General features: G+C 63.4%; 25 protein-coding genes. 7 read left to right on the forward strand and 18 right to left on the reverse strand.

What is annotated here, in order from left to right; translation table 11 throughout:
- Positions 1 to 82: 82 nt before the first annotated feature.
- From miaB to DKM43_RS13155, 7 genes are all read right to left on the reverse strand, one after another.
- Positions 83 to 1,435, reverse strand: a complete 1,353-nt coding sequence (gene miaB, locus DKM43_RS13125; RefSeq protein ID WP_109798956.1) for a tRNA (N6-isopentenyl adenosine(37)-C2)-methylthiotransferase MiaB — start codon at positions 1,433 to 1,435, stop codon at positions 83 to 85.
- A 94-nt stretch (positions 1,436 to 1,529) separates the two neighbouring features.
- Positions 1,530 to 2,327: a lysophospholipid acyltransferase family protein gene (locus tag DKM43_RS13130; protein WP_236632580.1), complete on the reverse strand. Its 798-nt coding sequence runs from the start codon at positions 2,325 to 2,327 to the stop codon at positions 1,530 to 1,532.
- Positions 2,311 to 2,733, reverse strand: coding sequence for a Fur family transcriptional regulator (locus DKM43_RS13135; RefSeq protein ID WP_109798957.1), 423 nt, complete (start codon positions 2,731 to 2,733; stop codon positions 2,311 to 2,313). The genes DKM43_RS13130 and DKM43_RS13135 overlap by 17 nt, the downstream gene beginning before the upstream one ends.
- A 125-nt stretch (positions 2,734 to 2,858) precedes the next feature.
- Positions 2,859 to 3,299 carry a MucR family transcriptional regulator gene (locus DKM43_RS13140; RefSeq protein WP_109798958.1) on the reverse strand — a complete coding sequence of 147 codons (441 nt, stop codon included), beginning with the start codon at positions 3,297 to 3,299 and terminating at the stop codon, positions 2,859 to 2,861.
- A 165-nt stretch (positions 3,300 to 3,464) separates the two neighbouring features.
- The gene (locus DKM43_RS13145) at positions 3,465 to 3,938 is read right to left on the reverse strand and encodes a GNAT family N-acetyltransferase (protein ID WP_109798959.1); all 474 of its coding nucleotides are present in this window, start codon (positions 3,936 to 3,938) and stop codon (positions 3,465 to 3,467) included.
- A gap of 47 nt (positions 3,939 to 3,985) precedes the next feature.
- Positions 3,986 to 4,603 carry a tRNA (adenosine(37)-N6)-threonylcarbamoyltransferase complex dimerization subunit type 1 TsaB gene (gene tsaB / locus DKM43_RS13150; RefSeq protein ID WP_109798960.1) on the reverse strand — a complete coding sequence of 206 codons (618 nt, stop codon included), beginning with the start codon at positions 4,601 to 4,603 and terminating at the stop codon, positions 3,986 to 3,988.
- Between the two features lie 14 nt (positions 4,604 to 4,617).
- Positions 4,618 to 5,196: a NifU family protein gene (locus tag DKM43_RS13155; protein ID WP_109799056.1), complete on the reverse strand. Its 579-nt coding sequence runs from the start codon at positions 5,194 to 5,196 to the stop codon at positions 4,618 to 4,620.
- A 109-nt stretch (positions 5,197 to 5,305) separates the two neighbouring features.
- On the opposite strand from DKM43_RS13155, the gene DKM43_RS16735 reads away from it, so the two are divergent.
- Together DKM43_RS16735 and DKM43_RS13165 are read left to right on the forward strand one after the other, a co-directional pair.
- The gene (locus DKM43_RS16735; RefSeq protein ID WP_236632581.1) at positions 5,306 to 5,929 is read left to right on the forward strand and encodes an FKBP-type peptidyl-prolyl cis-trans isomerase; all 624 of its coding nucleotides are present in this window, start codon (positions 5,306 to 5,308) and stop codon (positions 5,927 to 5,929) included.
- Between the two features lie 91 nt (positions 5,930 to 6,020).
- Positions 6,021 to 8,912, forward strand: coding sequence for a M16 family metallopeptidase (locus DKM43_RS13165; RefSeq protein ID WP_236632582.1), 2,892 nt, complete (start codon positions 6,021 to 6,023; stop codon positions 8,910 to 8,912).
- 12 nt (positions 8,913 to 8,924) lie between these two features.
- Here the strand turns inward: DKM43_RS13165 and DKM43_RS13170 are convergent, their stop codons facing one another.
- Genes DKM43_RS13170 through DKM43_RS13180 form a run of 3 tightly spaced genes read right to left on the reverse strand, consistent with a single transcriptional unit; the run spans position 8,925 to position 12,129 of the window.
- On the reverse strand, positions 8,925 to 9,605 hold the full coding sequence (locus DKM43_RS13170; RefSeq protein WP_145960525.1) for a TadE/TadG family type IV pilus assembly protein: 681 nt from the start codon (positions 9,603 to 9,605) through the stop codon (positions 8,925 to 8,927).
- Complete coding sequence (locus DKM43_RS13175) at positions 9,602 to 10,192, reverse strand: TadE/TadG family type IV pilus assembly protein (protein WP_236632583.1); 591 nt, start codon at positions 10,190 to 10,192, stop codon at positions 9,602 to 9,604. The genes DKM43_RS13170 and DKM43_RS13175 overlap by 4 nt, the downstream gene beginning before the upstream one ends.
- Entirely contained in the window at positions 10,189 to 12,129 is a 1,941-nt protein-coding gene (locus tag DKM43_RS13180; protein WP_109798963.1) for a Tad domain-containing protein, read from the reverse strand. The genes DKM43_RS13175 and DKM43_RS13180 overlap by 4 nt, the downstream gene beginning before the upstream one ends.
- A gap of 212 nt (positions 12,130 to 12,341) precedes the next feature.
- Between DKM43_RS13180 and DKM43_RS13185 the strand changes: the two genes are divergently transcribed.
- Positions 12,342 to 13,715 (forward strand): class II 3-deoxy-7-phosphoheptulonate synthase, encoded by a 1,374-nt coding sequence (locus DKM43_RS13185; protein ID WP_109798964.1) that lies wholly within the window; start codon positions 12,342 to 12,344, stop codon positions 13,713 to 13,715.
- Between the two features lie 64 nt (positions 13,716 to 13,779).
- On the opposite strand, the gene DKM43_RS13190 is transcribed toward DKM43_RS13185, so the two are convergent.
- The 6 genes from DKM43_RS13190 to DKM43_RS13215 form a co-directional block, all read right to left on the reverse strand.
- Positions 13,780 to 14,169 carry a ribonuclease HI gene (locus DKM43_RS13190; protein WP_109798965.1) on the reverse strand — a complete coding sequence of 130 codons (390 nt, stop codon included), beginning with the start codon at positions 14,167 to 14,169 and terminating at the stop codon, positions 13,780 to 13,782.
- A gap of 12 nt (positions 14,170 to 14,181) precedes the next feature.
- Positions 14,182 to 15,261 carry a phosphotransferase family protein gene (locus DKM43_RS13195; protein ID WP_109798966.1) on the reverse strand — a complete coding sequence of 360 codons (1,080 nt, stop codon included), beginning with the start codon at positions 15,259 to 15,261 and terminating at the stop codon, positions 14,182 to 14,184.
- On the reverse strand, positions 15,258 to 16,346 hold the full coding sequence (locus DKM43_RS13200) for a Zn-dependent alcohol dehydrogenase (RefSeq protein WP_109798967.1): 1,089 nt from the start codon (positions 16,344 to 16,346) through the stop codon (positions 15,258 to 15,260). Before DKM43_RS13200 ends, DKM43_RS13195 begins: the two co-directional genes overlap by 4 nt.
- A 24-nt stretch (positions 16,347 to 16,370) precedes the next feature.
- A complete protein-coding gene (locus tag DKM43_RS13205) occupies positions 16,371 to 17,663 on the reverse strand; it encodes an acyl-CoA dehydrogenase family protein (protein ID WP_109798968.1) in 1,293 nt (430 codons plus the stop codon).
- 158 nt (positions 17,664 to 17,821) lie between these two features.
- Positions 17,822 to 19,291 (reverse strand): MFS transporter, encoded by a 1,470-nt coding sequence (locus tag DKM43_RS13210; RefSeq protein WP_161554092.1) that lies wholly within the window; start codon positions 19,289 to 19,291, stop codon positions 17,822 to 17,824.
- 2 nt (positions 19,292 to 19,293) lie between these two features.
- Positions 19,294 to 20,142 (reverse strand): SDR family NAD(P)-dependent oxidoreductase, encoded by an 849-nt coding sequence (locus DKM43_RS13215; RefSeq protein ID WP_109798970.1) that lies wholly within the window; start codon positions 20,140 to 20,142, stop codon positions 19,294 to 19,296.
- A gap of 194 nt (positions 20,143 to 20,336) precedes the next feature.
- Between DKM43_RS13215 and DKM43_RS13220 the strand changes: the two genes are divergently transcribed.
- The 4 genes from DKM43_RS13220 to DKM43_RS13235 all read left to right on the forward strand — a co-directional run bounded on the left by DKM43_RS13220 (position 20,337) and on the right by DKM43_RS13235 (position 23,836).
- The gene (locus tag DKM43_RS13220) at positions 20,337 to 21,509 is read left to right on the forward strand and encodes an acyl-CoA dehydrogenase family protein (protein WP_109798971.1); all 1,173 of its coding nucleotides are present in this window, start codon (positions 20,337 to 20,339) and stop codon (positions 21,507 to 21,509) included.
- Between the two features lie 3 nt (positions 21,510 to 21,512).
- On the forward strand, positions 21,513 to 21,776 hold the full coding sequence (locus DKM43_RS13225) for a hypothetical protein (RefSeq protein ID WP_109798972.1): 264 nt from the start codon (positions 21,513 to 21,515) through the stop codon (positions 21,774 to 21,776).
- A 3-nt stretch (positions 21,777 to 21,779) separates the two neighbouring features.
- Complete coding sequence (locus DKM43_RS13230; protein WP_109798973.1) at positions 21,780 to 22,919, forward strand: acyl-CoA dehydrogenase family protein; 1,140 nt, start codon at positions 21,780 to 21,782, stop codon at positions 22,917 to 22,919.
- A 113-nt stretch (positions 22,920 to 23,032) separates the two neighbouring features.
- Positions 23,033 to 23,836 carry an SDR family oxidoreductase gene (locus DKM43_RS13235; protein ID WP_109798974.1) on the forward strand — a complete coding sequence of 268 codons (804 nt, stop codon included), beginning with the start codon at positions 23,033 to 23,035 and terminating at the stop codon, positions 23,834 to 23,836.
- 28 nt (positions 23,837 to 23,864) lie between these two features.
- Here DKM43_RS13235 and gmk read toward each other — a convergent pair whose 3' ends face one another.
- On the reverse strand, positions 23,865 to 24,530 hold the full coding sequence (gene gmk / locus DKM43_RS13240; RefSeq protein WP_109798975.1) for a guanylate kinase: 666 nt from the start codon (positions 24,528 to 24,530) through the stop codon (positions 23,865 to 23,867).
- A 48-nt stretch (positions 24,531 to 24,578) separates the two neighbouring features.
- Positions 24,579 to 25,001, reverse strand: a complete 423-nt coding sequence (locus DKM43_RS13245) for a hypothetical protein (protein ID WP_109798976.1) — start codon at positions 24,999 to 25,001, stop codon at positions 24,579 to 24,581.
- Positions 25,002 to 25,009 lie beyond the last annotated feature (8 nt).

The following is a 25,009-nucleotide window of genomic DNA, read 5'->3' on the forward strand; positions in this document are numbered from 1 at the left end:
ATCAGAGCATAGGAACGGATGTTGCGCGCACAAGACGCACGGCGCTGCTTTGCACAGAGGTTTTTGCCGAATGGCGGGCAATTCAGCCCAGCACGCGCCCCGCCAGCGAATTGGGACCGGCTTCCACCAGTTCAACCCGCACCATATCGCCAATCCCGGCCTCGCCCATGAAATGCACCGATTGCAGCCACGGCGATTTTCCGAGCCATTGGCCGGGATGGCGGCCCCTGCGTTCGACCAGCACCTCGCAGGTCTTGCCCACGCTGGCACGGTTGAAGGCAAGCTGGTCGCGGTTGAGCGCGGCCTGGAGACGTTGCAGGCGATCGTCCATCACTTCGGCGGGGACGTGATCGGGCATGGTGGCGGCCGGGGTGCCGGGGCGGGCGGAATACTTGAAGCTGAAAGCCTGCGCGTATCCCACGGCATCAACGATGCGCAGCGTGTCCTCGAACTCGGCTTCGGTCTCGCCCGGAAAGCCGACGATGAAATCGCCCGAAAGCGCGATGTCGGGCCGCGCGGCGCGGATGCGCTCCAGCAGTCGCAGATAGCTTTCGGCGGTGTGGCTGCGGTTCATCGCCTTGAGCACACGATCATTCCCGGCCTGGACGGGCAGGTGCAGGAACGGCATCAGCTTGTCCAGTTCGCCATGCGCCGCGATCAGTCCATCGGTCATGTCGTTGGGATGGCTGGTGGTATAGCGGATCCGCTTGAGATCGGGGTCAGCGGCAAGGGCGCGGGCAAGCCCGTCGAGGCCGATGGCGCGCCCCTTGTCATCCTCGCCGGTCCAGGCATTCACGTTCTGGCCCAGAAGGGTGATCTCGCGCGCGCCGCCAGCTACCAGCAGCCTTGCCTCCTCCACCAGATCGGAAAACGGCCGGCTGATTTCCGCGCCGCGCGTATAGGGCACCACGCAATAGGTGCAGAACTTGTCGCAACCCTCCTGCACGGTGAGAAAGGCCGTGGGGGCCGATTTTCGACGCTTGGGCAGCGCGGCGAACTTGGCTTCGGCGGGCATGTCTGTTTCGGACGCGCGGCCACCGCTGGCCGCCTTGGCGACCATTTCCGGCAGACGGTGATAGGACTGCGGACCGACCACCACCTTCACGCTGGGCGCACGGGCCATGATCTCCTCGCCTTCGGCCTGCGCAACGCAGCCAGCCACGGCAATCAGCGGTGCCGAGCCATCATCCCTGCGCAACCGGCCGATGTCGGAATAGACCTTTTCCGTGGCCTTCTCGCGGATGTGGCAGGTGTTGAGCACGACGAGATCGGCATCTTCGCCCTCCGCCGCAGGCGTCATCCCTTCCGCGCCCAGCAGTTCGGCCATGCGCTCGCCGTCATAGACGTTCATCTGGCAGCCGAAGCTCTTCACGCGGAAGGTGCGGGGAGTGGCTGCGGCGGTAGCGGGTGCGGCGGGGTTGGCGGAAGACGACATGGCCCGCGCCGTTACTGGATTTGCAGGGCCTTGTCTAATCCAGGGTCTAATCCGGGGTCTAATCCGGGGCTGATCCGGCTGGCCCCGCCTTGCCTCAGGGGAGATCCGCGGCGGGCCTGTGATCGGCGAGTGCCATGGCTGCGGCGATGCGTTGCTGCGCCGCTGCGGCCATGACCTTGCGGTTGGCCATTTCGGCATCTTCGAGCGGTTTCAGGAAATGCACGGTCACGTCGATGGCGCGGCGACGGGCGAGGATTTTCAGGAAATTGTCCAGCCCGTGCTCTGCGCCCACCCATGCAATGACTGGCGCCTGCGGTCCGTAATCGATCCACAGCGGCTGAACCGATATGCCGGGCGGGGGTGGATCAAGCGCGGACAGGAGCGACGACTTGAACGGCAAGAGGCCCGTTCCGTCGCTGGTGGTGCCTTCGGGAAAGACCGCAAGCGCTCCGGTATCGGACAAGGCCTCACGAACGCTGGCGACCTGTTCGTGAACGCTGCGGCGGTTGTGACGCGCGACGAAGACCGTATCGTTCATCTGGCACAGCCACTTGAGCAGCCCGATTTCGGCAAGGCCCGAATGCGCGATGAAGGCTGTGCCGCTGGCACCGGCGATGACCGGAATATCAAGCCAGCTTACGTGGTTGGCGAGGAAAAACGCGCCGCCGGTCACGCGGCCCCCGGTTTTGCGCACCCGCGCGCCAGCGATCCGGGCAATGGCACCAAGGAACAGGCGGGGCCACGGATTGGGCAGCCGCAACAGGGCAAAAGCATAATACAGCGGCACGCAAGTCACGAGCAGCAGCACCATCGCCGCAAGCCGCAGGACGATGCGGCAGCGCCCGGCGAACGAGATTGCCGGACGCAGGACTGCCTCAGCCGTCGCGCTCAATCTTCACGCCATAAAGCTCCATGCGATGATCGACGAGCCGGTAGCCGAGCTTTTCCGCGATCTGCCGCTGGAGCTGTTCGAGTTCGGGATCGACAAACTCGATCACCTTGCCGGTTTCCACATCGATCAGGTGATCGTGATGGGCTTCCGGCGTGGCTTCATACCGGGCGCGACCATCGCCGAAATCGTGACGATCAAGAATGCCCGCCTCTTCAAACAGGCGTACGGTGCGATAGACCGTGGCGATCGAAATGCGCGAATCAATGGCCGAAGCGCGTTCATGCAGCTTCTCCACGTCGGGATGATCGTCGCTTTCCGAAAGGACGCGCGCAATTGTGCGGCGCTGATCGGTAATGCGCAGTCCGCGTTCGGCGCAGAGAGCTTCAATGTCGATGGCCTGATGCACGATGGACCCGCTAACAAGAAATTGGCCCTCCCGGATATAACCGGGCGGGCCAAATCTTCAACCGCGCGCAATCGTATTGCGGGATTGTCCCTGTCTTGCAGGGCAGCCTGCGGATCGGGTCCGGATCAGGCGGCTGCGGGCTTGCGGCCGCGCTTGGGCGCGGGCTTGCGGCCAAGGCCGATCTTCTTGGCCAGTTCGCGCCGCTTTTCCGCATAGGCCGGGGCGACCATCGGATAGTCGGCCGGTAGGTTCCAGCGCGCACGATACTGTTCGGGGGTCATGTTGTAGCGAGTCGCAAGATGGCGCTTGAGCATCTTGAGCTTCTTGCCGTCTTCAAGGCAGACGATGTGATCGTTCTTGACCGATGCGCGGATTGAAACCGCTGGTTCCGGAGCAGGCTCTTCAGCCACGGCGGGCTGATCAAGCCCGGCCAGTGCCGAATAGACATTGTTGATGAGCGTGGGCAGATCGCTCACGGCGACGCTGTTGTTGCTCACATGAGCGGCCACGATATCCGAGGTCAGGGTAATCAGCGTCTCGCGCATGTCATTTTGTATTTCACTCATTGCGAACCGACTTTCGTTGTTTGTTGTTCAGCAGGATCCTGCGATGATCTATTTGCTTGGTGATCCAGATCACAGCATATAGTCAAGTCGTGACCAGAAACAACCGGATCGACAGCCAATTTTGAAACTCTGCCCAAAAAATCCCAATAGGCAGCAAGTATCGGCTCAATCCTCGAAAGTCAGCTCGTGGCTTACCGCATCAATCCGCTGCCCGCCGGGGGTGCGATAATAAGCCGGTCGTATGCCGGTTTCCCGGAAACCATGCGCTGCATAAAGAAACCCTGCCGGATTTCCGCGTCGCATCTCCAGAAAAATCCGTGTCATACCATGGTCTTGGGCGTCGGCGATGAAGCGCGCAAGCAGACGATGCCCCAATCCCCTTCGCCGATAGGCTGGCGCGATGGCAAAAAGCAGCAGCTCTTCTTCGTCGAGTATTCGGCGGCCCATGAAGAAACCGGCGGCAGGATTTGTTTCAGAAGGATTTTCCGTGCCATCGGCGGCGATAAAGCCATAATGGCAATTGCCCACGATCAGGGCATCGCAAACCTGCCTGCGGCTCCAGGCTTCGCCGTATTCGGGCGGAAAGGCAGTTTCCATCACTGCCATCAGCCAGTCGATCTCGGTTGCAGGGGCCATCATGCCGTGGCAACGCCTCGAAGGGCAGGGCGGGATGCCGCTGGCGCCAATCAGGCCGCCGCAGGCAGGCGCGCGTCGGGCGCCCGGCCGTAGCTGGGCCGGGGATCTGCATGCAGCAAAGCCGGGTCCAGCAGGTTGAACAGGCGCGCATCGGGCCGCAGATCAAGCATGACGATGCCGGGGCGCTGGCCAGCGATGGCCTGGGCCTGGCTGCCCGCGACAAGAGCGGCACTGCTGCGCGCAATCGCATCGGCGGGGCTGAGCGATGCGACATCGGCCAATGGCGCCCCGTCTGCCGAGAATGGCTGGAAGAACCATTCGCCGTGCCCCCCGGTCATGCAGATGTCGACCGGCTGTCCGGGGTGCTGGGCAAGCGCCATTGCCGCCACCAGTGCCGGGCATTCGAATCCTTCGACACTGGCATTCCATACAAGGGCAAGCGCGCGCGCCGCCGCAAGGCCAACGCGGATGCCGGTAAAACTGCCGGGGCCGACGTTGACGGCGATGCGCTCTGCGCGTCCCCTGCCGGGAAGGGACGCGATCATCGGCACCAGCCGTTCGGCATGGCCACGGCCCAGTTGCTGGCATTCACCGGCAACAAGCTGCCGATCATCGAACAGGGCGACCGAGCAGTTCTCGGTTGCGCTGTCGATCACCAGAGTGCGCATTCCTGCCGTCCCGATCAGGCCGCGCGCACTTCGCTGACTTCGGGCACGTAGTGCTTCAGCAGGCTTTCGATGCCGTTCTTCAGTGTGGCGGTGGAGGATGGACAGCCAGAGCAGGCCCCCTGCATCTGGAGATAGACCACGCCCTCGCGAAAGCCGCGGTAGATGATGTCGCCGCCATCGTTGGCAACGGCCGGGCGCACGCGCGTTTCGATCAGATCCTTGATCTGTTCAATGATGTCCGCATCGGCGGGATCATCGGCAAAATCATCATCGGCATCGGCAGGAACGGCAATTCCGGCAGCGGTGCCACCAGCGAAAAGCGGCGCCTTGCTGACGAAGTGATCGAGCAGGATCGAGAGCACCTGCGGTTTCAGCCCGGCCCATTCCACGCCCGGCGCGGCAGTGACCGAAACGAAATCCCGCCCGAACAGCACGCCGGTCACGTCACCCAGATCAAACAACGCCTGTGCCAGCGGCGAGGCTTCGGCCGCTTCGGGCGACGTGAACTCGCGCGTGCCGGCGGCCATGACCTGCTCGCCCGGAAGGAACTTGAGCGTGGCCGGATTCGGGGTTGTTTCGGTCTCGATGAACATGATTCGCATTTAGGCCGGTCAGACGGGCGGTCAAGTGGCGCAAGGGCCGGGAAACCCCGCAAACCGCGGGGCTGGCCACGATTTATCCGCATCGGGCAATCATGGCGCCATGGTGCGAAACGCGGCGGGCGGCTATGGCATGGCAATGAAGCTTATCCGCAACGCGCTTTTGCGCCTCCGTCACCCCGTCATCACCCCTGTTGCGGCCGCTGCCGTGCTGGCCCTTGGGCTGCAAACCGCAACCGCCGCGCCGGCAAAGGTGGCGGTGCAGCCCCCCAAGCCTTCTCCAGACGTTATCCCGCTGCCGCTCAACCCGGTGGTCCCGGCAGGCCAGAGGCTGTGCAGCGCCACCACGCCCAGCGGGCTTGGGGTGATGCAACTGAAGCCGGCAGAGGCGGCAAAGCCCGCCAAGGCGGATTACGTGCTCGTCAACTATCTCGGCTTTCTCGCGGCCAATGGCGAAGTGTTTGATCAGAACATGCAGGCAGCCTTTCCCGTGGACGGCGTGATCCCCGGCTTCTCCGAAGGTCTGCAAATGATGACGAAGGGCAGCATCTGGCGCTTCTGCGTGCCTGCGGCACTGGGCTATGGCGATCAGGTTTCGGGACCGATCCCGGCGGGTTCCGATCTGGTGTTTCAGGTGGAACTGCTTGATTTCAAAAGCCCGGCCGAGCTTGAAGCAATGCGCGCCGCCCAGCAGGCAGCAGACCCGGCACCTGCCGCGCAGAAGTGAAGCGGAAAGGGCAAAGGTGCGGGGTCGATGACAGGTCTATTCACTGGTCCTTCATCGCAAGCGCTCTTATAGTCCGCCCATGCGATCCCGTATGAAGCGCACGCCGCGCCTTGGCCTGTTCCTGTCCCTCCTGCTGGTCACGACCGTTCCCACCCTGGCGCAGGGCAGGCAGGACAGTCCGCCCGCCGCCGCGCAGAAGAGGGCCGATGTTCCGTGGCTGTATCAGGGTTCGGACGTGCCGCAGGACAAGGCATGGACCTTCGGGGTGCTGCCCAACGGCCTGCGCTATGCGGTGCGGCGCAATGGGGTTCCGCCCGAACAGGTTTCGGTGCGGGTGCTGGTCGATGCCGGGTCGATGTACGAAACCGAAGATCAGCGCGGCTATGCTCACCTGCTTGAGCATCTGACCTTCCGCGAATCGAAGTATCTGCGCGAGGGCGAGACAATACCGACCTGGCAGCGCCTTGGCGCGACCTTCGGCAGCGATACCAATGCCGAGACCAGCCCGACCCAGACGGTTTACAAGCTGGACATTCCGCAGGCCTCGGCAGCGAAGCTGGACGAGACGTTCCGCCTCCTTTCCGGCATGATCATGGCGCCCGTCATCACCGATCACGGGGTGAGAACCGAAGTTCCGATCGTGCTGGCCGAAATGCGGGAGCGCAAGAGCGCGCAATCGCGCGTGCTGGATGAAACGCGCGATCTTTTCTTCAAGGGGCAGCTGCTGGCCTCGCGCAATCCGATCGGCACGGTGGAAACGCTCGAAGCGGCCAATGCCGCCAAGGTCCGCGCGTTTCACAGGAAATGGTATCGCCCCGACAATACCGTGATCGTGGTGGCGGGCGATGCCGAACCCGAAGCGCTGGTAAAGCGCATCGAACAATGGTTCGGGACGTGGAAGGCGGCGGGGCGCAAACCTGCCCAGCCCGATTTCGGAAAGCCTGTCGCCCCTCCCGGAACCGATCCGGCAAACCCGGTGGCCGAAGCCATGGTTCTGGTCGAGCCTGACCTGCCGCGCCTTGTCAACTGGGCGATCCTGCGGCCGTGGAAGAAGGTGGACGATACCATCGTCTATAATCAGGGCCTGATGATCGACCGGCTGGCGCTGGCGCTCATCAACCGGCGGCTTGAAGGGCGCGCACGGGCGGGTGGAAGCTATCTTGCCGCCTCGGTCGACGAACTGAAGCAGCAGCTTTCGCGTTCGGCCGATGCAACCATGGTTTCGGTCACGCCTCTGGGCGAGGACTGGAAGAGCGCGGTTGCCGATGTGCGTGCCGTCATTGCCGATGCGCTGGCAACGCCGCCCTCGCAGGAGGAGATAGACCGCGAGGTGGCCGAGTTCGAGGTGGCCTTCAAGGTTGGCGTCGAAACGCAATCGACCATCTCCGGATCGAAATCGGCGGATGACATCGTGAATGCGGTGGACATTCGCGAAACCGTGGCCAGCCCGGATACGGTCTATGATATCTTCCGGCGCTCGATCCCGCTGTTCCGGCCGGAAGCCGTGCTTGAACACACACGCGCCCTGTTTCAGGGCACCGTGATCCGCCCGATGCTGATAACCCCGGTCGCGGGAGAGGCCGACGAGGCAGCACTGAAGGCAGCGCTCACCATGCCGGTCGATGCGGCATCGGGCAGCCGCGTGGCAGCGAACATCATCAAGTTTTCCGATCTGCCGCCGGTCGGCAAGCCGGGCGCGGTTGAAAGCGCGCGGCCGCTGGGCCTGCTAGGCATCGAGCAGATTGAACTGGCAAATGGCGTCAAGGTGCTGCTGTGGCCCAACGATGCGGAGCCGGGCCGGATCATCGTGAAGGCCCGCTTTGGCGGCGGCTTTTCCGCCATTCGCCCCGAAGATGCGGTTTATGCCTCGATCGGGCGGGTGGCGCTGATGGACAGCGGCATTGGCGATCTGGGCCGCGACGATCTTGACCGGCTTGCCACCGGACGCAAGCTGAGCCTCGATTTCGATATCGATGATACTGCCTTCGTGCTCTCTGCCGATACGCGCCCGGCGGACATGGAGGACCAGCTCTATCTCATGGCGGCCAAGCTGGCCATGCCGCGCTGGGACGCGAACCCGGTGCTGCGGGCAAGGGCAGCAGCGAAGCTGCAATACGAAAGCTACAACTCGGCCCCGATGTCCGTGCTGAACCGTGATCTCACGGCGCTCCTGCGCGGGGGCGATCCCCGCTATGCCACCCCCACACCCGCCCAGCTCGATACGGTCAGCCCCGAAGGCTTCCGCAAGGTCTGGGAGCCGCTGCTGGCGCAAGGGCCGATCGAGATCGACATGTTCGGCGACTTCACGCGCGAGGATGCCATCGCCGCGCTTGAGCGCACATTTGGCGCTCTGCCCCGGCGCCCGGATGCCCCGCCGTCCACCCTCATGCCTGCGATCCCCGCGCACAACGAAAAGCCGATGGTGCTGACCCATCGGGGCGACCCTTCGCAGGCGGCTGCCGTGGTGGCATGGCCCACGGGGGGCGGGCAGGCCGGTGTGCGTGAAAGCCGCCAGCTCGAAATCCTCGCACAGATCTTCAACAACCGCCTGTTCGATGCGATGCGCGAGAAAGTGGGCGCAAGCTATGCCCCGCAAGTGGGATCGAGCTGGCCGCTCGATCTGCCGACGGGCGGTTATCTTTCGGCCATGGTGCAATTGCGGCCCGGCGATTTCGGCACGTTCTTCAGCGCGGTTGATGCCATTGCCGCAGACCTTGCCGCCAAGCCGCCGACGGCCGACGAGATCGGCCGCGTGACCGAGCCGCTGAAACAGCTCATCACCCGCGCCAGCACCGGCAACGGCTTCTACATGTATCAGCTCGAAGGGGCGGCCAACGATCCGCGCAAGATCGCGGCGATCCGGACCATCCTCAACGACTACAGCCAGACCACGCCCGAACGGATGCAGGCGCTTGCGCAGAAGTATCTTGTGCGGGAAAAGAGCTGGCGCTTGCAGGTCGTCCCGGAAAGTGCGGCGCGCTGACCTTTGCGGCGGTTATGAGCAGCTGTTGCTGGTCGGGCTGCCGACAAGGCCCACTGTCGTGTTACGATTATCGCGCACGATGACGGCGGCCTGTTCGTGCATCATGAACGGCTGCACGAAGAGATCGCCGAACAGTCCCTTGTAGTTGAACCAGACTTCGGCGACGATCATCGCCGTGTCCTTGGGCGCCTTGACGGTTGCCTTGCCGATCTTCACCCCGCTGCTGACCGCCGTGTTGAGAAGGCCGGTCGGATCAGGGTTGCCGAGCAGGGAGTTCTTTTTCACCGGCCCCTTGCACTGCTGCCAGTGGATGTATTGCTTCCCGGTCACGGGATGGACTTCCACGCTGGAAAGGATCACCCGGCCCTGCTGGTCGATGCCGATGTCGCTGCCTTCAAGCAGGGCGCCGGTCAGCACCGAATTGACATCGGCCGCGCTTATCGTTGGGGTCACGCTGGTATTGTCGGTCTGGGCAATGCGCGATGCGTTATCGGCAAGGGCCACGGCCACCTGGCTGGCCTGCATCGCGGCCACGTTCATCCACGCGATCTCGGCGCCATACATGCCAAGGGTAACGAACAGCGGCAGGACAAGCGCGAACTCGATCACCGAAACGCCGCTGCGGTCGCGGCGCAGGCGGCGCAGCATCCGGCGGGCAGGCTTGCGTTGAGGAAGTGCCGCCTGTGGTTTCATGGACAGCTCCCTGCGCTCGATCCATAGCCAAGCTGATCGGCAAAGGCTTCGTTCTTGGTCACGGCCGTTGAGGTAAGGGTGCGCTCGTTCCAGCGTTGTGGCAGGAACGGCACCTTGAACACCGGCTTGAAGCGGGCAGTGACGGAATAGACCACAACGTCGCTGCCGCCGCCTTCGCTGCCTTTTCTGCCCATCTCCTCGTCCCACTGGCCGTTGCGGTTCTCGTCAGTGTAGATCTCGTTGTTGTCGCAGCGGCCGTTGCCGTTGGCATCGTTCCACTTTTCCGCGCGGCCCACGTCCGAGAAATCGACATAGCTGGTGCGCGAAGTCTCGATGGTCACACCCGGCAGAACGGGCCTGATGGCGTCCAGAACGCGCGCATCGGCGCCGGAAATGGTGCGCGTTTCCAGCGCGGATTCGCGCGCGGCGCGGCGCACCGCGCCCGACAGCACGGATTTGCCATAGACCATCTGCCCCACATCCATGATCCCCAGCAGCAGCAGCAGGAACATCGGCAGCACGATGGCGAACTCGACAATGGTTGCGCCTTCCCGGTCGGCGGCAAGCGGGCGAAGCAGGCGCATCATTGCACCACCCGCAGTTGGCCCACCTGCTTGGCGATTGACTGGAAAGCAGCCTCAAGCTGGCTGGCGTTGCTGGCCGTGAAGGCACTGTTGGAGGATGCGCACGTGGCCAGAGGCTGAGTCATGGCCTGCGCAAAGGCGATCACCCACAGACGGATGCCCTTTGCCTTGACCGCCTCGCAGATGGCAAGGAAGCGCGAATTGTGCCGTGCGGCCTGGTTGGTTACGCCATCGTTGGTCACGCGGCGGTCATGGTATTCGATGCCCCACGATGACTGGATCGAGAAGTTGGGCGCCATCTCGCCATCGGTCATGAAGATGATGTGACGTGAAACTTCGCCCCGGTTCGTCGGCACGGCGCGCACATTGTCGCGCCACATGCCATCGGGCGACATCATCCGCCCACCCCAGACCAGCCCGATATCGTGATAGGTTGCCCCTTCGGGCTTCAGGCCATCGGCATAGGCATAGAAATCGGCCTTGCTCATCGGCGCCAGCAGCCGCGCGCGCGATGGACAGAACGATGCCGCCCGCTGGCCGTTGGCGGTGGGCGTGTTGGGGTCCATGTAGGTCGTGCCGTTCCACACGTAAGTGCGGATATAGGCAACTTCGGGCCACATGGGCGCCCATTTGGTTGCCTGCGATCCGTCGGGTGCGTTGTCGATGTCAAGATCGAGCGCGCCTGAAGGGGTGAAACCGGTGATCGAAGACCACGAATAGGCATCGGCCTTTTCGGTCTGGCGCTCTTCGATGCAGCCCTGCCAGCGCGAAGTGACCGCGGCGCCATTGTCGCCGGTATTGGTGGTCACGTCCTCGAAGAGCTTGTAACGGCTGGTGTTGTAGGTGACTGGCCGGTATTCCCAGCGATCGAAAACCTGGATTGTCGTCTGGATCGGATTGGCGGTGGAAACCACCGTGGTGATGAGGTTGCGCGATCCGGTGCGGCGCTGCTGGTTGAAAAGCAGCAAAATGCCGTTGCACTGATAGTCGATCATCGTCTGCGGCTGGGTCGTCGTCGTGGTCGTGACCTGCTGGCCGGCGCCGTTGATCGTGGTGGTGGTCGTGGTGGTGGCAGGACCGCTGTTGGTCCAGGCCGTATCGGCAGGAAGCGTCGCATTGCACATGGCAAGCGTGCCGAACGAGGTGCCCGAATGGTTGGTCCAGCCCGACCACGTGACGGGGCTCATCGTCGTTGTCGGCGCTCCGGCGGTCGGCGCCTGGTAGCCGGTGGTCACGGTCTGGTTGCGGTAGATCGGAATGCGTGACTGGATCGTCCAGTTATCGACCACGTAATCAGGATTGAGATTGATGAGCAGATGCCCGACGTTCACCGACGAGCTATAGGGCACGAAACCATAGCGCACGCGCGCGTTGGTGCCCGAAACGGCGGTTTCAACGGTATCGTAGAAGCTTTTCATCGAGGCGCGCAGCGCCTGCATCCGGGTCTGGTTGCCTTGCAGAATCCAGTCCATCGATCCGGTGGTGTCGAGCACCATCATCACGTCGCTGTTGCCGATCTGCATCGAAGCGGTGCACCGCGTGACGATGTCCATCGCGCCGTAGCCGAACAGCTGCATCAGCAGCGGGGGCAGGCGGGTGGTGGCGATGCCGTCGATCGTCTCGCCCTTGTCGGCGGAGCTGGCGCTGAAAGTGGTGTCGCGCGATCCGTAGATCTCTTCGACGAAGTTCGCGGCGAAGTAGCTCTTTGCCTCGTCGTCGGCATTCTTGTCGTAACCCTTGTTGGTTACGGCGCGGCGTCCGGCCAGCACCCCGGCATCGCAGGCTGCCTGGAGGCGCGTGTGCGTGCGCCAGGCGCGGCTGATATCGACGGCGCCGCCGATCAGCGCGGCCACCGCAAAGATGGCCATCGCTGCCAGAGGCAGGATGTTACCCGATCGGTTGCGCAGAAGACCTGCGAAAAGGCGCGCCAGACAAGCCATTCCAACAGTGGCGAATACTGGCCAAAGGTAAAGCAATGCCTATCAGATGGCCGCTAAACTGTCCGGAGCGGGCCTATTCGAAGGTAAACGGCAGCACTTCGCGCCTGCCTTGGCGCAATGATGGGAAAAACCGATTCCCGTGATCGCAAGGCTTGCTTTGCATTTCCGGCGCGCGAGGGGTATGGGGCCGCCTCTTGAAAGGAAGAGGCAAAGTGGCACAGAACTGGACTGCGGATTCGTGGCGCGGGTTTGAAGGACGGCATCTGCCGACCTATCCTGACGCCGAAAAGCTGAACGAGGTCGAGAAGACCCTGTCGAGCTTTCCGCCACTGGTCTTTGCCGGCGAGGCGCGTGCGCTCAAGGCCGACCTCGCGCAGGTGGCGGCGGGCAAGGGTTTCCTGCTTCAGGGCGGAGACTGTGCCGAAAGCTTTGCCGAGTTTCATCCCAATAACATCCGCGACACTTTCCGCGTGCTGCTCCAGATGGCGGTGGTGCTGACTTTTGCCAGCAAGCAGCCGGTGGTGAAGGTAGGCCGCATGGCAGGGCAGTTCGCCAAGCCGCGCTCCTCGCCGGTGGAAAAGGTCGGTGATGTCGAGCTTCCCAGCTATCTGGGCGACAACATCAACGGCATCGAGTTCACGCCCGAAGCGCGCATTCCCGATCCTGAGCGGATGCTGCGCGCCTACAGCCAGGCGGCGGCCACGCTGAACCTGCTGCGGGCATTCTCGACCGGCGGCTATGCCAATCTGCGGCAGGTGCACCAGTGGACGCTGGACCATATCGGCAAGAGCCCGTGGGCCGCGAAGTTTGCCGAGATGGCCGACAAGATCGGCGAGGCGCTGGACTTCATGGAAGCCTGCGGCGTCGATCCGCGCACTGTCCCGCAGCTTCAGGGCACCAGCTTCTACACCAGCCACGAGGCGCTTCTGCTGCCCTATGAAGAAGCGATGACCCGGCAGGATTCGCTGACCGGCGACTGGTATGACACCAGCGCCCACATGCTCTGGATCGGTGATCGCACCCGCTTTGAAGGATCGGCACACGTTGAATACCTGCGCGGGGTGCAGAACCCCATCGGCATGAAGTGCGGGCCTTCGCTTTCGTCCGATGCGCTGCTCAGGATGCTCGACACGCTGAACCCGGCGCGCGAGGCGGGCCGTATCACGCTCATCAGCCGCTTCGGTCACGACAAGGTCGAGGCCGGGCTGGCCCCGCTGGTGCGCGCGGTGCAGCGTGAAGGCCATCCGGTGGTGTGGTCGTGCGATCCGATGCACGGGAATGTCATCAAGGCCGACAACGGCTACAAGACCCGCCCGTTCGACCGCATCCTTTCGGAAGTGAAGGGCTTCTTCGCCGTTCACCGTGCCGAGGGAACGCACGCTGGCGGCATCCACATCGAGATGACCGGCCGCGACGTGACCGAGTGCACCGGCGGTGCCGTGGCAATCACGCAGGAAGGGCTGGCTGACCGGTATCACACGCACTGCGATCCGCGCCTCAACGCGGCACAGTCCATCGAGCTGGCCTTCCTTCTGGCCGAAGCGCTCAATCAGGAACGGGAAGGGCGCAAGGCCGAAGCGGCCTGACTTCGGCACTGTTCCATCGGAAGAAGGCCCCCGAAGCCCGGCGTTTTGGGGGGCCTTCCTGCCTCTATCGTGCGTGCCGCGCGTTCAGCGCAATACCGGCAAGGTTTTGCGCGCGCCTGATCCAGCGGATGCGCGCTGGCGGCTGGCGTTCGGCAAGGCGCTTGAACCGGGCCAGATGCGCGCGGTCCACCGCCGTGCGCGGTTTGGCGTTGCCCGTTGCCTGCGCGATGATCGAGCGGCTGTCTCCGATCAGATCGAAGGGCTGCGCCGTGCTTTCCTGCGCGCATTCCAGCGCGTGGATCAGGGCAAGCCATTCGGCATCGCCATTGGTTCCGCAGCCCAGATCAGTGCGGAAGCGGGCCACGCCGCGCACCACCGCGCAGACTTCTATCGGGCCGGGATTGGGACGGCAGCCGCCATCGAAATAGACCTTCAGCCTGCGCCCCGCGGTCATGCCTTGCGCCGGTCAGGCCCCTGCCTTTGCCGCAAAGCGCATGGCCAGTTCGGCCAGCGGCCTTACTCTTTCCGACATGGCCTTGGCATGGGCGCTTGATGCGGTGCCGTCGATAACGCGCTTCTTGATGCCCTGGATGATCGCGGCAAGCCGGAAGAAGTTGTAGCCGATATACCAGTCGAGATCGGGCAGACCGTCGCGCCCCGTCTTTTCGCAGTAGCGGGCCACCACTTCATCCAGTTCGGGGATGCCCAGTGCCTTGCGGTCAAGATCCTGCACGCCCGATCTGCCGCCATTATCCTGCACCCATGCCGTGCAGAAATAGGTGAAATCGGCCAGGGGATCGCCCAGCGTGGACAGTTCCCAGTCAAGCACGGCGGCAACGCGCGGAGCATCGGGGGCGAAGATCATGTTGTCGATGCGGTAATCGCCGTGGACGATGCTGGTGCGCGTCTGTTCGGGCAGCGTTGCGGGCAGCCATTCGATCAGCCGCTCCATTTCAGGCATCGTCTCGGTTTCCGATAGGCGATACTGCTTGGTCCAGCGGTCAACCTGTCGGCCGAAATAGTTGCCTGGTTTGCCGAAGTCGGCAAGGCCCGCGGCCTCGACATCGACCGAATGCAGCGCGGCCAGCGTATCGACCATGGCGTGATACGTGGCACGCCGGAAATCGGGCGTCGCGCCGGGCATGGCCCCGTCCCAGATCGTGCGGCCGTTGACGCAGTCCATGACATAGAACCACGATCCGATCACGCCATCATCGGTGCATAGGCCATACTGGCGCGCCACCGGAAAACCGGCGGCGTGAAGCCCCGCCTGCACCCGGTATTCCCGGTCAACCGCATGGGCCGAAGGCAGCAGCTTGCCAAAGGGCTTGCGGCGCAGGACATAAGGGCCGGAAGGACTGTCGATCCGGTAGGTGGGGTTCGATTGCCCGCCCTTGAACTTGGCCACGGCAAGTGGTCCCTCAAAGCCCTCGACATTTGCCTCGAACCAGCGGGTAAGACTTGCCTCGTCCAGCCGGTCAGTGCCTTCGGGCGTGACCGTGCCGGTAAAGGCGGCCTGTGCGTCGATCGGTGCTGCCTCGGTCATTGATCGAACACGATCACCGAACGGGCGGAATGGCCCTGCTTCATCTTCTCGAACCCGTCATTGATGGCAGACAGCGGGATGCGCTCGGCAATGATCGTATCGAGATCGAGCAGCCCGCGCATGTAGAAGTCGACAAGCCGCGGCAGGTCCACCGGGAAGTGGTTGCGGCCCATGATCGCGCCTTGCACCTTCTTGTCCGAAAGCAGGTCCATGGCTGAAAGGCCGACCTTGTGGTTCAGCGGCATCATGCCGAGGATCGTGGCGGTGCCGCCGCGCCGCAGGGTGGCCACGGCAAGGTCGCCCGAAGCCGGACGTCCGACCGCCTCGATCGCATGATGCACGCCGCCCTTCGTCATTTCCACGATTTGCGCGGCGGCATCAGGCCCTGCATCCACGACGTCGGTCGCGCCAAGCTTTCTGGCAAGCTCGCGCTTTTCGGGCATGGGATCGACCGCGATGATCCGCCCTGCGCCTGCAATCTTTGCGGCATTTACCGTGGCAAGGCCCACTCCGCCGCAGCCCACCACGCATACCGTCTCGCCGGGGGTTAGCTTGGCGGCATTGAACACTGCGCCCGCGCCGGTCGTCACCGCGCAGCCGATCACTGCCGCCCTGTCGAGCGGCATGTCCGGGTTGATCGCCACGCAGGCATGTTCATGGACCAGCATCTGCTGCGCAAAGGCCGAAAGGTTGAGCATCTGGTTGACGGTGCTGCCATCATCCGTGCGCGTGAGGCGCGGTGGTTGTCCGGCGCCGCGTCGCGTGTCGCCGCCAAGGCAGAGCGACATGCGCCCGGTAACGCAGAACTCGCAGTGTCCGCAGAAGGCCGAAAGGCAGGTGACGACTGCATCTCCCGGCTTGACCGTGCGCACTTCCGCGCCGACGGCCTCGACGATCCCGGCCGCTTCATGCCCCGGCACGGCAGGCAGCGGGTGGGGATAGGCGCCTTCGATGAAATGCAGGTCCGAATGGCAAAGGCCGCAGGCGGCCGTGCGGATCAGCACTTCATGCGGGCCGGGGGCCGAGACGGTGAGATCGTGAATCTCAAGCGGCTTGCCCGGTTCGACAAGGACGGCAGCTTTCATGCGATACTCTCCCTTTCGTGCCGATTATCGAGCCACGCCAAGATCGCCGGAACTGAAGCTGCGGTCATCGCTGGGCATATCGGCATGGCGGGCAAACTCGATGCGTGCGATGGCGCGTGCGTGCACCTCGTCCGGACCATCGGCCAGCCGCAGCGTGCGCTGGTGGGCATAGGCTTCGGCAAGGCCGAAGTCTTCCGAAACACCGCCGCCGCCATGGGCCTGAATGGCATCGTCGATGATCTTCAGCGCCATGCGCGGGGCCTGGACCTTGATCATGGCGATTTCGAGCGCGGCGGACTTGTTGCCCACCTTGTCCATCATGTCGGCGGCCTTGAGGCAGAGCAGGCGGGTCATCTCGATATCGATGCGGGCCTGGGCAATGCGCCATTCCCAGATCGAATGATCGGCCACCCGCTTGCCGAAGGCCACGCGCGATTGCAGGCGCTTTGCCATCTTGGCGATGGCTTCCTCGGCAACGCCAATGGTGCGCATGCAGTGGTGGATGCGGCCCGGCCCAAGGCGTCCTTGCGCGATTTCGAAGCCGCGCCCTTCGCCCAGCAGGATATTGGATGCGGGCACACGCACGTCCTTCATCACCACTTCCATGTGGCCGTGGGGCGCATCGTCATAGCCGAATACCGGCAGATGGCGCACCACCTCCACGCCCGGAGCATCGAGCGGCATGAGGATCATCGACTGCTGCTGGTGGCGCTTGGCCTCGAAATCTGTCTTGCCCATGACGATGGCGATCTTGCAGCGCGGATCGCCCACGCCAGATGACCACCACTTGCGCCCGTTGATGACGTATTCGTCACCCTCGCGGCGGATCGAGGTTTCGATGTTGGTCGCATCGGACGAGGCGACCGCCGGTTCGGTCATCAGGAAAGCCGAGCGGATCTCGCCGTTCATCAGCGGGCGCAGCCACTGTTCCTTCTGTTCCAGCGTGCCATAGCGATGGAACACTTCCATGTTGCCGGTATCGGGGGCCGAGCAGTTGAAGACCTCGCTCGCCCAGCCGATGCGGCCCATTTCCTCGGCGCAGAGCGCATATTCAAGGTTGGTAAGGCCCGGCCCCTCGAACACGAAGCTCTCTTCCACGTGGTGGTGCCCGGCATTGCGCGGGGGCATGAACAGGTTCCAGATGCCCGCGGCCTTGGCCTTGGCCTTCTCCTGCTCGACCGTCTGGAGCACCTTCCAAGGATCGCCTGCGGCTTTTTCGGCCTTGTATTCGCCGTGGCGGGGGCGGACGTTGTCTTCGATGAACTGGCGGACGCGGTCGCGCCAGTATTTCTGGCGGTCGGTCGGTTCGAAATCCATGAGCCTCTCCTCTGATGCCCGGCAGTGTTCAACGGGCAGGCGGTTAATTCAAGTGAAAATTAAGTGATCGGTTAAGCGGTGTCGTTGATCTGGCGCATGGCGCGGGGGGCGGCAAGCCGCATTCCTGCTCCGAATCCCCTGCCTTCCGCCGGACACCGTCAGGGATGCAGCCCCGACGCATCCGGATCGGCCCGCGCCACCGAATCGAGCCGCGCCAGCCGCGCCTCGTGTGCTGCGCGATCGATCGGGAAGCGCCGGACGATCAGCGCCGTCAGCGTGGCAAGCGTGGCTATGCAGGCCACATAGGCAAGGCTCAGCCGATAGGTCACATCGGGCAGGACATCGGCAGGCGGCGTGTTGGCTCCAAGGCCGGCAAAACTCAGCAGCAGGCCCGAAATGAACACGCCCATACCGCCGGCGCACTTGCTGGCAAGAAATGCGCCTGCCGAAAGCGTTCCTTCGGATCGCCGCCCGGTTTCCTCTTCCGAGGCTTCGACTACATCGGCCACCATTGACCAGAGCGTCATGGTTCCGGTCACGGTGAAGGTGTTCGAAGTGAGCGTGCAGGCGAACATGGCGGCAAGTGCGGGGGTGGTGCCATCCGGCGCCCACAAGCCCAGCCAGCGCAGCAGCAGCGGACCTGCCCAGAACACCATGCCCAGCGGCACCATGCGCATCACCGTCCCCGCCTTGCCCCAGCGCTTCTGTGCGCGCCCGACCAGCAGCGATGCCCCCACCACGCTCGCGAACAGCAGGAACGGAAAGGCCTTGAGTGCGGTGGGCGTGAACTTCCACACATAGAGATAGAGGTAATTGGACAGCGCAAAGGTGATGCCCTGTGCCGTGAGGGCAGCGGCAATTGCGCCCATCACGATGAGGCAGGCGGGATGGGCAAAGCTTTCGCGGATTTCGCCGAGCGAGGCGAGAGCGCTCTTGCGCGGACCGGCCTGTTCGGGCGGCGATCCGGCCACCCACCGGTGCTGGCCGATGGCTGAAGCCAGCACGCAAAGTGCCATAAGTCCAGCTCCGAACAGCCCGAAATTGCGGTAGCCTTCGCGCGCCAGCATGGCATTGGGCAGGAACACGCCATAGGCCAACAGCAGCATCAGCAATCCGCCGCCCCAGGAAAACAGGAAGCGGAACCGCGTCAGCCGGGTGCGCTGATCGTAATCGCGGGTGATTTCGGGGATCAGCGCCGCCGATGGCACTTCGCACATGGCCACCAGCGCTCGCACGAGGATTGCCGAGAACAGCAGCACGGCAAAGCTCGGCTCTCCCACCGGAGACCACAGGAATGCCCATGCCAGAGCCAGCGGAATCGGGGCGAGGTAGAGAAATGGCAGACGCCGCCCCCATGCGGTGCGGGTGCGGTCGCTGAAATGGCCGACGACCGGATCGATCAGCCCATCGAAAACCAGCGCGATCAGCAGGGCAAGGCTGACGAGCCGCGCGTCCATGCCCAGCACCTGATTATAGAACAGCAGCAGAAAGGTGGCAAAACCGCTGTCCTTTACGCCATAGGCGACGCTGCCCAGACCGTTGAACAAGGCAAGACGAGTGGGCACGCGTCCGGCAACCGGGATGGCCGGTGCCGCAATGGCACGGGCGGAGGTGGTCGGTCCGGCCATTGTCATTCGGCCTTCGCACCCTCGGCCATCTGCTCCAGCGCTTCGAACAGGCCGGGCGTTTCGGGATCCCAGCTGTGCCGGGGACCAAGCGTGATGCCCCCATCGACCAGCAGCGATGTGCCCGTAACAAAGCCCGCGGCCTCGCTGGCGAGGAACAGGACGGCCTGCGCGATGTCATCGGCCTGTCCGCCGCGCGCCACGGGCTGAGCCTGCGCAGACATCATGGCGATGGCAGCCTTGGCCTGCGCTTCCAGCGCTTCGGGCATATTCAGCGCGCGCGTGAAGATATTGGTGTTGATGAAGCCGGGCTGCACGGCGTTCACCCTGATCTGGTGCCTGGCAAGATCAGCGGCTGCCACCTTGGTCAGGTGCAGCACGCCCGCCTTGGCAACGGCATAGGCCGTGGGCGAATAGCCCGGCCCGATCGCGGCGACGCTCGACGTGTTGACGAACGAGGCGCCCTTGCGCCCGATCATGTGCGGCACGGCATAGCGGATGCCGAAGGCCACCGAACGCAGCAGCAGGTCCATCGTGCGGTCCCAGCCGTCAGGTTCGATCTCGTCGATGGGCGCGCGGTCACCGCCTGCGCCCGCATTGTTGAACACGCTGTCGATCCCGCCAGTTTCGGCTGCGGCGCGGTCCATCAATGCCTTGATGTCCTCGGTTCGGGTCACATCGCAGCGGGCGGTCCGGATCGTGCCGTTCGAGGCCGCCGCGGTTTCGGCAAGGCCCGCCTCGTCGATATCGGCCGCATAGACGATGGCCCCTTCGACGGCGAATGCCAGCGCGGTGGCGCGCCCGATTCCCGATGCCGCACCGGTCACGACGACCGTCTTGCCGTTGAATCGCATCCCTCTCTCCAGCGCTTGTCATATCGTTTTACGTTTGCGTCAGCTTAGGCGCGAAAGGTCATGCGTCAATGCCGATGCGCTTGACGCTACGGCATGCTTGGCTTGCCCCAAAGCGCAGGAAAGCTGCCGAAAATCCACGCTTGCCAGCGGCGTGCGACTCGCTTTAACCTTGCGATTAAGAGAGGAGCACAGACATGTCCGACCTTGATGCCTTCCGCGCCGAAATCCGCGCGTGGCTTGAAGAAAACTGTCCTGCCGAAATGCGCGAACCGGTCCGAGACGAGGCCGATGTGTGCTGGGGCGGGCGCAATTTCCGGTTCAAGAACGAAGCCCAGAAGATCTGGCTCGAACGCTGCGTGGCCAAGGGCTACACCGTGCCCGATTGGCCCAAGCCCTATGGCGGTGCAGGCATGTCTCCGGCCGAGGCCAAGGTCTGGCGCGAGGAGTGCGCGCGCATCGGGGCGCGCCCACCGCTCTCCAGCTTCGGCATCTGGATGCTTGGCCCCGCGCTGCTCAAGTTCGGCACCGAGGAGCAGAAGGCCCACTACCTGAACCAGATCGCCCGCGGGGAAATCCGCTGGTGTCAGGGCTATTCCGAGCCGGGTTCGGGTTCGGACCTCGTCAGCTTGCAGACCTTCGGTGAAGACAAGGGCGATCACTGGGTGGTCAACGGCCAGAAGATCTGGACATCCTATGCCGACAAGGCGGACTGGATCTTCTGCCTTGTGCGGACTGACAAGACGAACAAGTATCAGGGCATCAGCTTTCTGCTGTTCGACATGACAACGCCCGGCGTCACGACTCGCCCGATCAAGCTCATCAGCGGCAATTCTCCGTTCTGCGAAACCTTTTTCGACAATGTGGTGGTGCCCAAGAACCAGATCGTGGGCGAGGTGAACCGCGGCTGGGACGTGGCCAAGTATCTGCTCGGCCACGAGCGCGAGATGATTTCGGGCGCGGGCGGGGGCGACCGCCTCAATGCCATCGGCGCAGTGGCGGCCCGCAATGCAGGGGCGCACGGGCTGGAGGATCCCATCCTGCGGGCGGAACTGGCGATGTTCGATGTCGACGCGTTGGCCTATGCCTGCATGGGCGAGAAGTTCCTTGATGAAGCCAAGGTGGGCAAGGCCCATCCCGCGCAGCCCAACATGATGAAGTATGCCGGGACCGAACTGAACAAGCGGCGCCACGAACTACTGATGGCAGCGGGCGGCGCGACTGCGCTGGAATGGGAGAGCGAGCGCACCAATGGCGGCACGCCCGCGCGTTCGTGGCTGCGCACCAAGGCCAACTCGATCGAGGGGGGCACCAGCGAGGTCATGCTCAACGTCATTTCCAAACGCATTCTCGAACTGCCGGGGGCCTGATCGATGTCTGAGATTTTCCTCAGCGAAGAGGACGAAGATCGGCTGAAAGAGGCTGCGTTAAGAAAAGTTTTGCTTGCATTAACGGCTACATTTGTTGCGCAGTCAAATGATCCGAGTGCTTCCCTCGAAAAAATCAGAAGCTTAGCGAAGGGATTGGCCGAAAAAGGAAATTATTCAGGCGAAGAGATCGTTAATGAATACTCAATCGCACACATATCTTCGGTAGTGGATATGTTCTTGGATCAAATCAAGTTAGGTGGAGCATAATCCATGCCGCTTTACCACACCGAAGATCAGGCCATGCTGGCCGAGACCGTCACCGGCTTCATGGCCGATGAAGGCGCGATCAAGAAGCAGTTGCGCCATTTCCGCGACATGAACTGTCAGGATGGCTTCGGCCATGCCTTGTGGAAGCAGTTTGCCGAAATGGGCCTTACCGGAATGCTCGCCAGCGAGGCCGATGGCGGGATGGCGATGGGCCATGTCGAGGCCGGGATCGTGCTCAAGGAAATCGGGCGCAATCTCACGCCTTCGCCGTTCCTGACGACCTCGGTCATGGGTGTTACCGCGCTTTCGGGCGGATCGGATGATCTGCGCGGCCGCTGGCTTCCGGGCGTGATCGCGGGCGAAAGCGTGCTTGCCGTGGCCGTCGATGAAAGCCCCAAGCACCGTCCCGAACGCATTGCCTGCAAGGCAGAAAGGGCAGGCAATGGCTTCCGTCTTCAGGGACGCAAGGCGTTTGTCGTGCATGGTGCATCGGCCGATGCCATCATCGTGGCCGCGCGCACTTCGGGCAGCGACAGCGACGTTGACGGCATTACCCTGTTCGCCGTGCCGAAGGATGCCGCCGGCCTCTCTCACGAAAACCTGCGTCTGGTCGACAGCGCAATGGCCAGCAACGTGACGTTCGATAATGTCGAGCTGGATGGCGATTGCGTGATCGGTGAGGTTGATGGCGGGCGCGAACTTTTGAACAAGGTGCTGCGCGCAGGGCGCATTGGCGCCGCGGCCGAACTGACCGGGGTCGGTCAGGGCGCATTCGGCATTACCACCGCCTATCTCAAGACGCGCAAGCAGTTTGGCCAGCTGATCGGCGAGTTTCAGGCGCTCCAGCATCGCGCGGCGCATCTCTATTCCGAACTGGAGATTGCCGAAGCAGCCGTCATCAAGGCGCAGCAACTGCTTGATGGCAATTCGGAAAGAGCCGATCTCATGACCTCGGTCGCCAAGGCCAAGGCTTCGAAGGCGTGCAATCTGGCCGTGCGCGAAGGCGTGCAGATGCATGGCGGCGTGGGCATGACCGATGAATACGACATCGGCCTTTACATGAAGCGCGACCGTGCGCTGGCCGAGTTCATGGGCGATCAATACTATCACGCCGAACGCGTGGCGCAGCTCAGCGGCTATTGATCGAAAAAGCGGTTCTCCCCCGCTGCCGCGGCGCCGGGGGAGGGCGCGCTTCAATCTAGTGCTGGCGATGGCACACCCCGGACCGGAACAACCGGCCAGCAAGGGAACGGGACATGGATTTTACCAAGCTTTTCAGCCTTGAAGGGCGTATCGCGGTTGTTACCGGCGGTTCGCGCGGGATTGGCGAGATGATTGCCGAGGGCTTCATCGCGGCAGGCTGCGCGCGGGTTTACATCACGGCGCGCAAGGCCGCTGTGGTCGAGGAGACCGCAGCGCGGCTGGGTGAGCGCTGCATTGCCCTGCCTGGCGACATTTCGAACCTTGCCGGGATCGAGCAGCTTGCCGCCGATCTGGCCGCCCGCGAGGAAAAGATCGACATTCTGGTGAACAATGCCGGGGCTGCGTGGGGCGCCGATTTCGAGGACTTTCCGGAGATTGGCTGGGACAAGGTCATGGACCTCAATGTCAAGACGCCGTTCTTTCTCACGCAGAAGCTTCATGGCCTGCTCAAGGCGGCGGCGAGCGCGGATCAGCCGGCCAAGGTCATCAACATCGCCTCGGTCGATGGTCTTCGCGTGAACCCTTGGGAAACCTACAGCTATCAGGCGTCGAAATCGGCGCTGGTTCATCTCACGCGCCGCATGGCCGCGCGGCTTATCAAGGACCGGATCGTCGCAAGCTGCATTTGTCCCGGTGCGTTTCCTTCGGAAATGAACAAGGCTGCGGCGAAAAAGCCCGAAGAGTCGGCAAAGGGCATCCCGTCAAAGAGGATCGGCACGATCGAAGACATGGCGGGCGGCGCAATCTATCTTGCCAGCCGTGCCGGTGATTACGTCGTCGGCACGCCGTTGCCTATCGATGGCGGCATCGTCAACGCATGGATTCCCGAAAACGCGATCGATCCGACCGGGCACTGATTGCGCGGGGCACGCCCCCATCGGGCGATTACCCCCGCATCAGTTCGCGCACGAAATCGATAAGCCCGGTCTGCCGGGTGCGCTTCATGCGCTCGGCCGCGAGGATTTCGCGGACTTTGGCAAAGCAGCTTTCAACCTCGTCGTTGATGACGACGTAATCGTAGCCGTCCCAGTGACTGATTTCCGCCTGGGCGCGGGCCATGCGCGCAGCGATGACTTCGGCGCTGTCGGTCCCGCGCCCGGTCAGGCGGCGTTGCAGTTCCTCAAGGCTGGGCGGCAGGATGAAAACGCGCACCACGTCGGCCTGCGCCTTCTGATAAAGCTGCTGGGTGCCCTGCCAGTCGATGTCGAACAGGACATCCCCGCCCGCCTTCAGCCGTTCGCGGATATGGGCCTTGGGCGTGCCATAGGAGTTGCCGAAAACCACTGCCCATTCGTAGAAGGCATTGTCCTCGACCAGCCGGTCGAACTCGGCCTGATCGACGAAGAAATAGTCCTTCCCGTGGACTTCACCGGGCCGGATCGGGCGCGTTGTTACCGAAACCGAAGGCGCGATTTCGGCATCCTCGGCCAGAAGTTTGCGTGCGATCGTGGTCTTGCCGGCGCCCGATGGCGAAGACAGGATCAGCATCAAGCCCCGGCGTTGCAGGGTGTCGGTTCCGGGCGTCTGGGCGGAAGAAGAGTCGGATGCCATGCGCGCTAGTGGCGCAACGCGAAAGGTGCGGTCAAGTGCGGATCGGTCTTATCCGGTCTGACCTGCGTCGGAACCGGCACCCGGCAAGTGCAGCTTTTGCTTCTTGCGCCGCCGGTCATAAAGCGTCTTGGCGAGAAGGCCGCCCCCGACCACAATCGCGCCGGGGACCGACCGGGTTGCTACGCCGACAAGCGCCTTTCCGACGAGAGTATGCACGATACCGCGCCCCTTGAGTGCGCCTGACGTGCCCTTTGTCAGCGGCTTGGCACTTCCCAGCCTCTGGTTGACGCTGCGTTTCAGGAGACTGGTGCCCAGCCGCAGAACAAGATCGGCCGCCACGAGCCCGGCAAGGGTGGCCTTGGCGGCTTCTGGTGCGGCTCCGTCCTTGCTGGCCGCTTCGCCGCCTGCTGGCGTGGGCGCGGCGGAGTCGACGCGCTCATCACCTTTCGTCTTGCTGCGCCGCGGGGCCACGGTCCGCC

This window comes from Novosphingobium meiothermophilum, assembly GCF_003171715.1.
GTDB lineage: Bacteria > Pseudomonadota > Alphaproteobacteria > Sphingomonadales > Sphingomonadaceae > Novosphingobium > Novosphingobium meiothermophilum.

Excerpts from the sequence above, each read along its gene's own strand:
- miaB (WP_109798956.1), bottom strand. The coding sequence starts at position 1,435 with ATGTCGTCTTCCGCCAACCCCGCCGCACCCGCTACCGCCGCAGCCACT.
- DKM43_RS13140 (WP_109798958.1), bottom strand. The coding sequence starts at position 3,299 with ATGAGTGAAATACAAAATGACATGCGCGAGACGCTGATTACCCTGACC.
- DKM43_RS13145 (WP_109798959.1), bottom strand. The coding sequence starts at position 3,938 with ATGATGGCCCCTGCAACCGAGATCGACTGGCTGATGGCAGTGATGGAA.
- tsaB (WP_109798960.1), bottom strand. The coding sequence starts at position 4,603 with ATGCGCACTCTGGTGATCGACAGCGCAACCGAGAACTGCTCGGTCGCC.
- DKM43_RS13155 (WP_109799056.1), bottom strand. The coding sequence starts at position 5,196 with ATGTTCATCGAGACCGAAACAACCCCGAATCCGGCCACGCTCAAGTTC.
- DKM43_RS16735 (WP_236632581.1), top strand. The coding sequence starts at position 5,306 with ATGGTGCGAAACGCGGCGGGCGGCTATGGCATGGCAATGAAGCTTATC.
- DKM43_RS13165 (WP_236632582.1), top strand. The coding sequence starts at position 6,021 with ATGAAGCGCACGCCGCGCCTTGGCCTGTTCCTGTCCCTCCTGCTGGTC.
- DKM43_RS13170 (WP_145960525.1), bottom strand. The coding sequence starts at position 9,605 with ATGAAACCACAGGCGGCACTTCCTCAACGCAAGCCTGCCCGCCGGATG.
- DKM43_RS13175 (WP_236632583.1), bottom strand. The coding sequence starts at position 10,192 with ATGATGCGCCTGCTTCGCCCGCTTGCCGCCGACCGGGAAGGCGCAACC.
- DKM43_RS13180 (WP_109798963.1), bottom strand. The coding sequence starts at position 12,129 with ATGGCTTGTCTGGCGCGCCTTTTCGCAGGTCTTCTGCGCAACCGATCG.
- DKM43_RS13190 (WP_109798965.1), bottom strand. The coding sequence starts at position 14,169 with ATGACCGCGGGGCGCAGGCTGAAGGTCTATTTCGATGGCGGCTGCCGT.
- DKM43_RS13195 (WP_109798966.1), bottom strand. The coding sequence starts at position 15,261 with ATGACCGAGGCAGCACCGATCGACGCACAGGCCGCCTTTACCGGCACG.
- DKM43_RS13200 (WP_109798967.1), bottom strand. The coding sequence starts at position 16,346 with ATGAAAGCTGCCGTCCTTGTCGAACCGGGCAAGCCGCTTGAGATTCAC.
- DKM43_RS13205 (WP_109798968.1), bottom strand. The coding sequence starts at position 17,663 with ATGGATTTCGAACCGACCGACCGCCAGAAATACTGGCGCGACCGCGTC.
- DKM43_RS13210 (WP_161554092.1), bottom strand. The coding sequence starts at position 19,291 with ATGGCCGGACCGACCACCTCCGCCCGTGCCATTGCGGCACCGGCCATC.
- DKM43_RS13215 (WP_109798970.1), bottom strand. The coding sequence starts at position 20,142 with ATGCGATTCAACGGCAAGACGGTCGTCGTGACCGGTGCGGCATCGGGA.
- DKM43_RS13220 (WP_109798971.1), top strand. The coding sequence starts at position 20,337 with ATGTCCGACCTTGATGCCTTCCGCGCCGAAATCCGCGCGTGGCTTGAA.
- DKM43_RS13225 (WP_109798972.1), top strand. The coding sequence starts at position 21,513 with ATGTCTGAGATTTTCCTCAGCGAAGAGGACGAAGATCGGCTGAAAGAG.
- DKM43_RS13230 (WP_109798973.1), top strand. The coding sequence starts at position 21,780 with ATGCCGCTTTACCACACCGAAGATCAGGCCATGCTGGCCGAGACCGTC.
- DKM43_RS13235 (WP_109798974.1), top strand. The coding sequence starts at position 23,033 with ATGGATTTTACCAAGCTTTTCAGCCTTGAAGGGCGTATCGCGGTTGTT.
- gmk (WP_109798975.1), bottom strand. The coding sequence starts at position 24,530 with ATGGCATCCGACTCTTCTTCCGCCCAGACGCCCGGAACCGACACCCTG.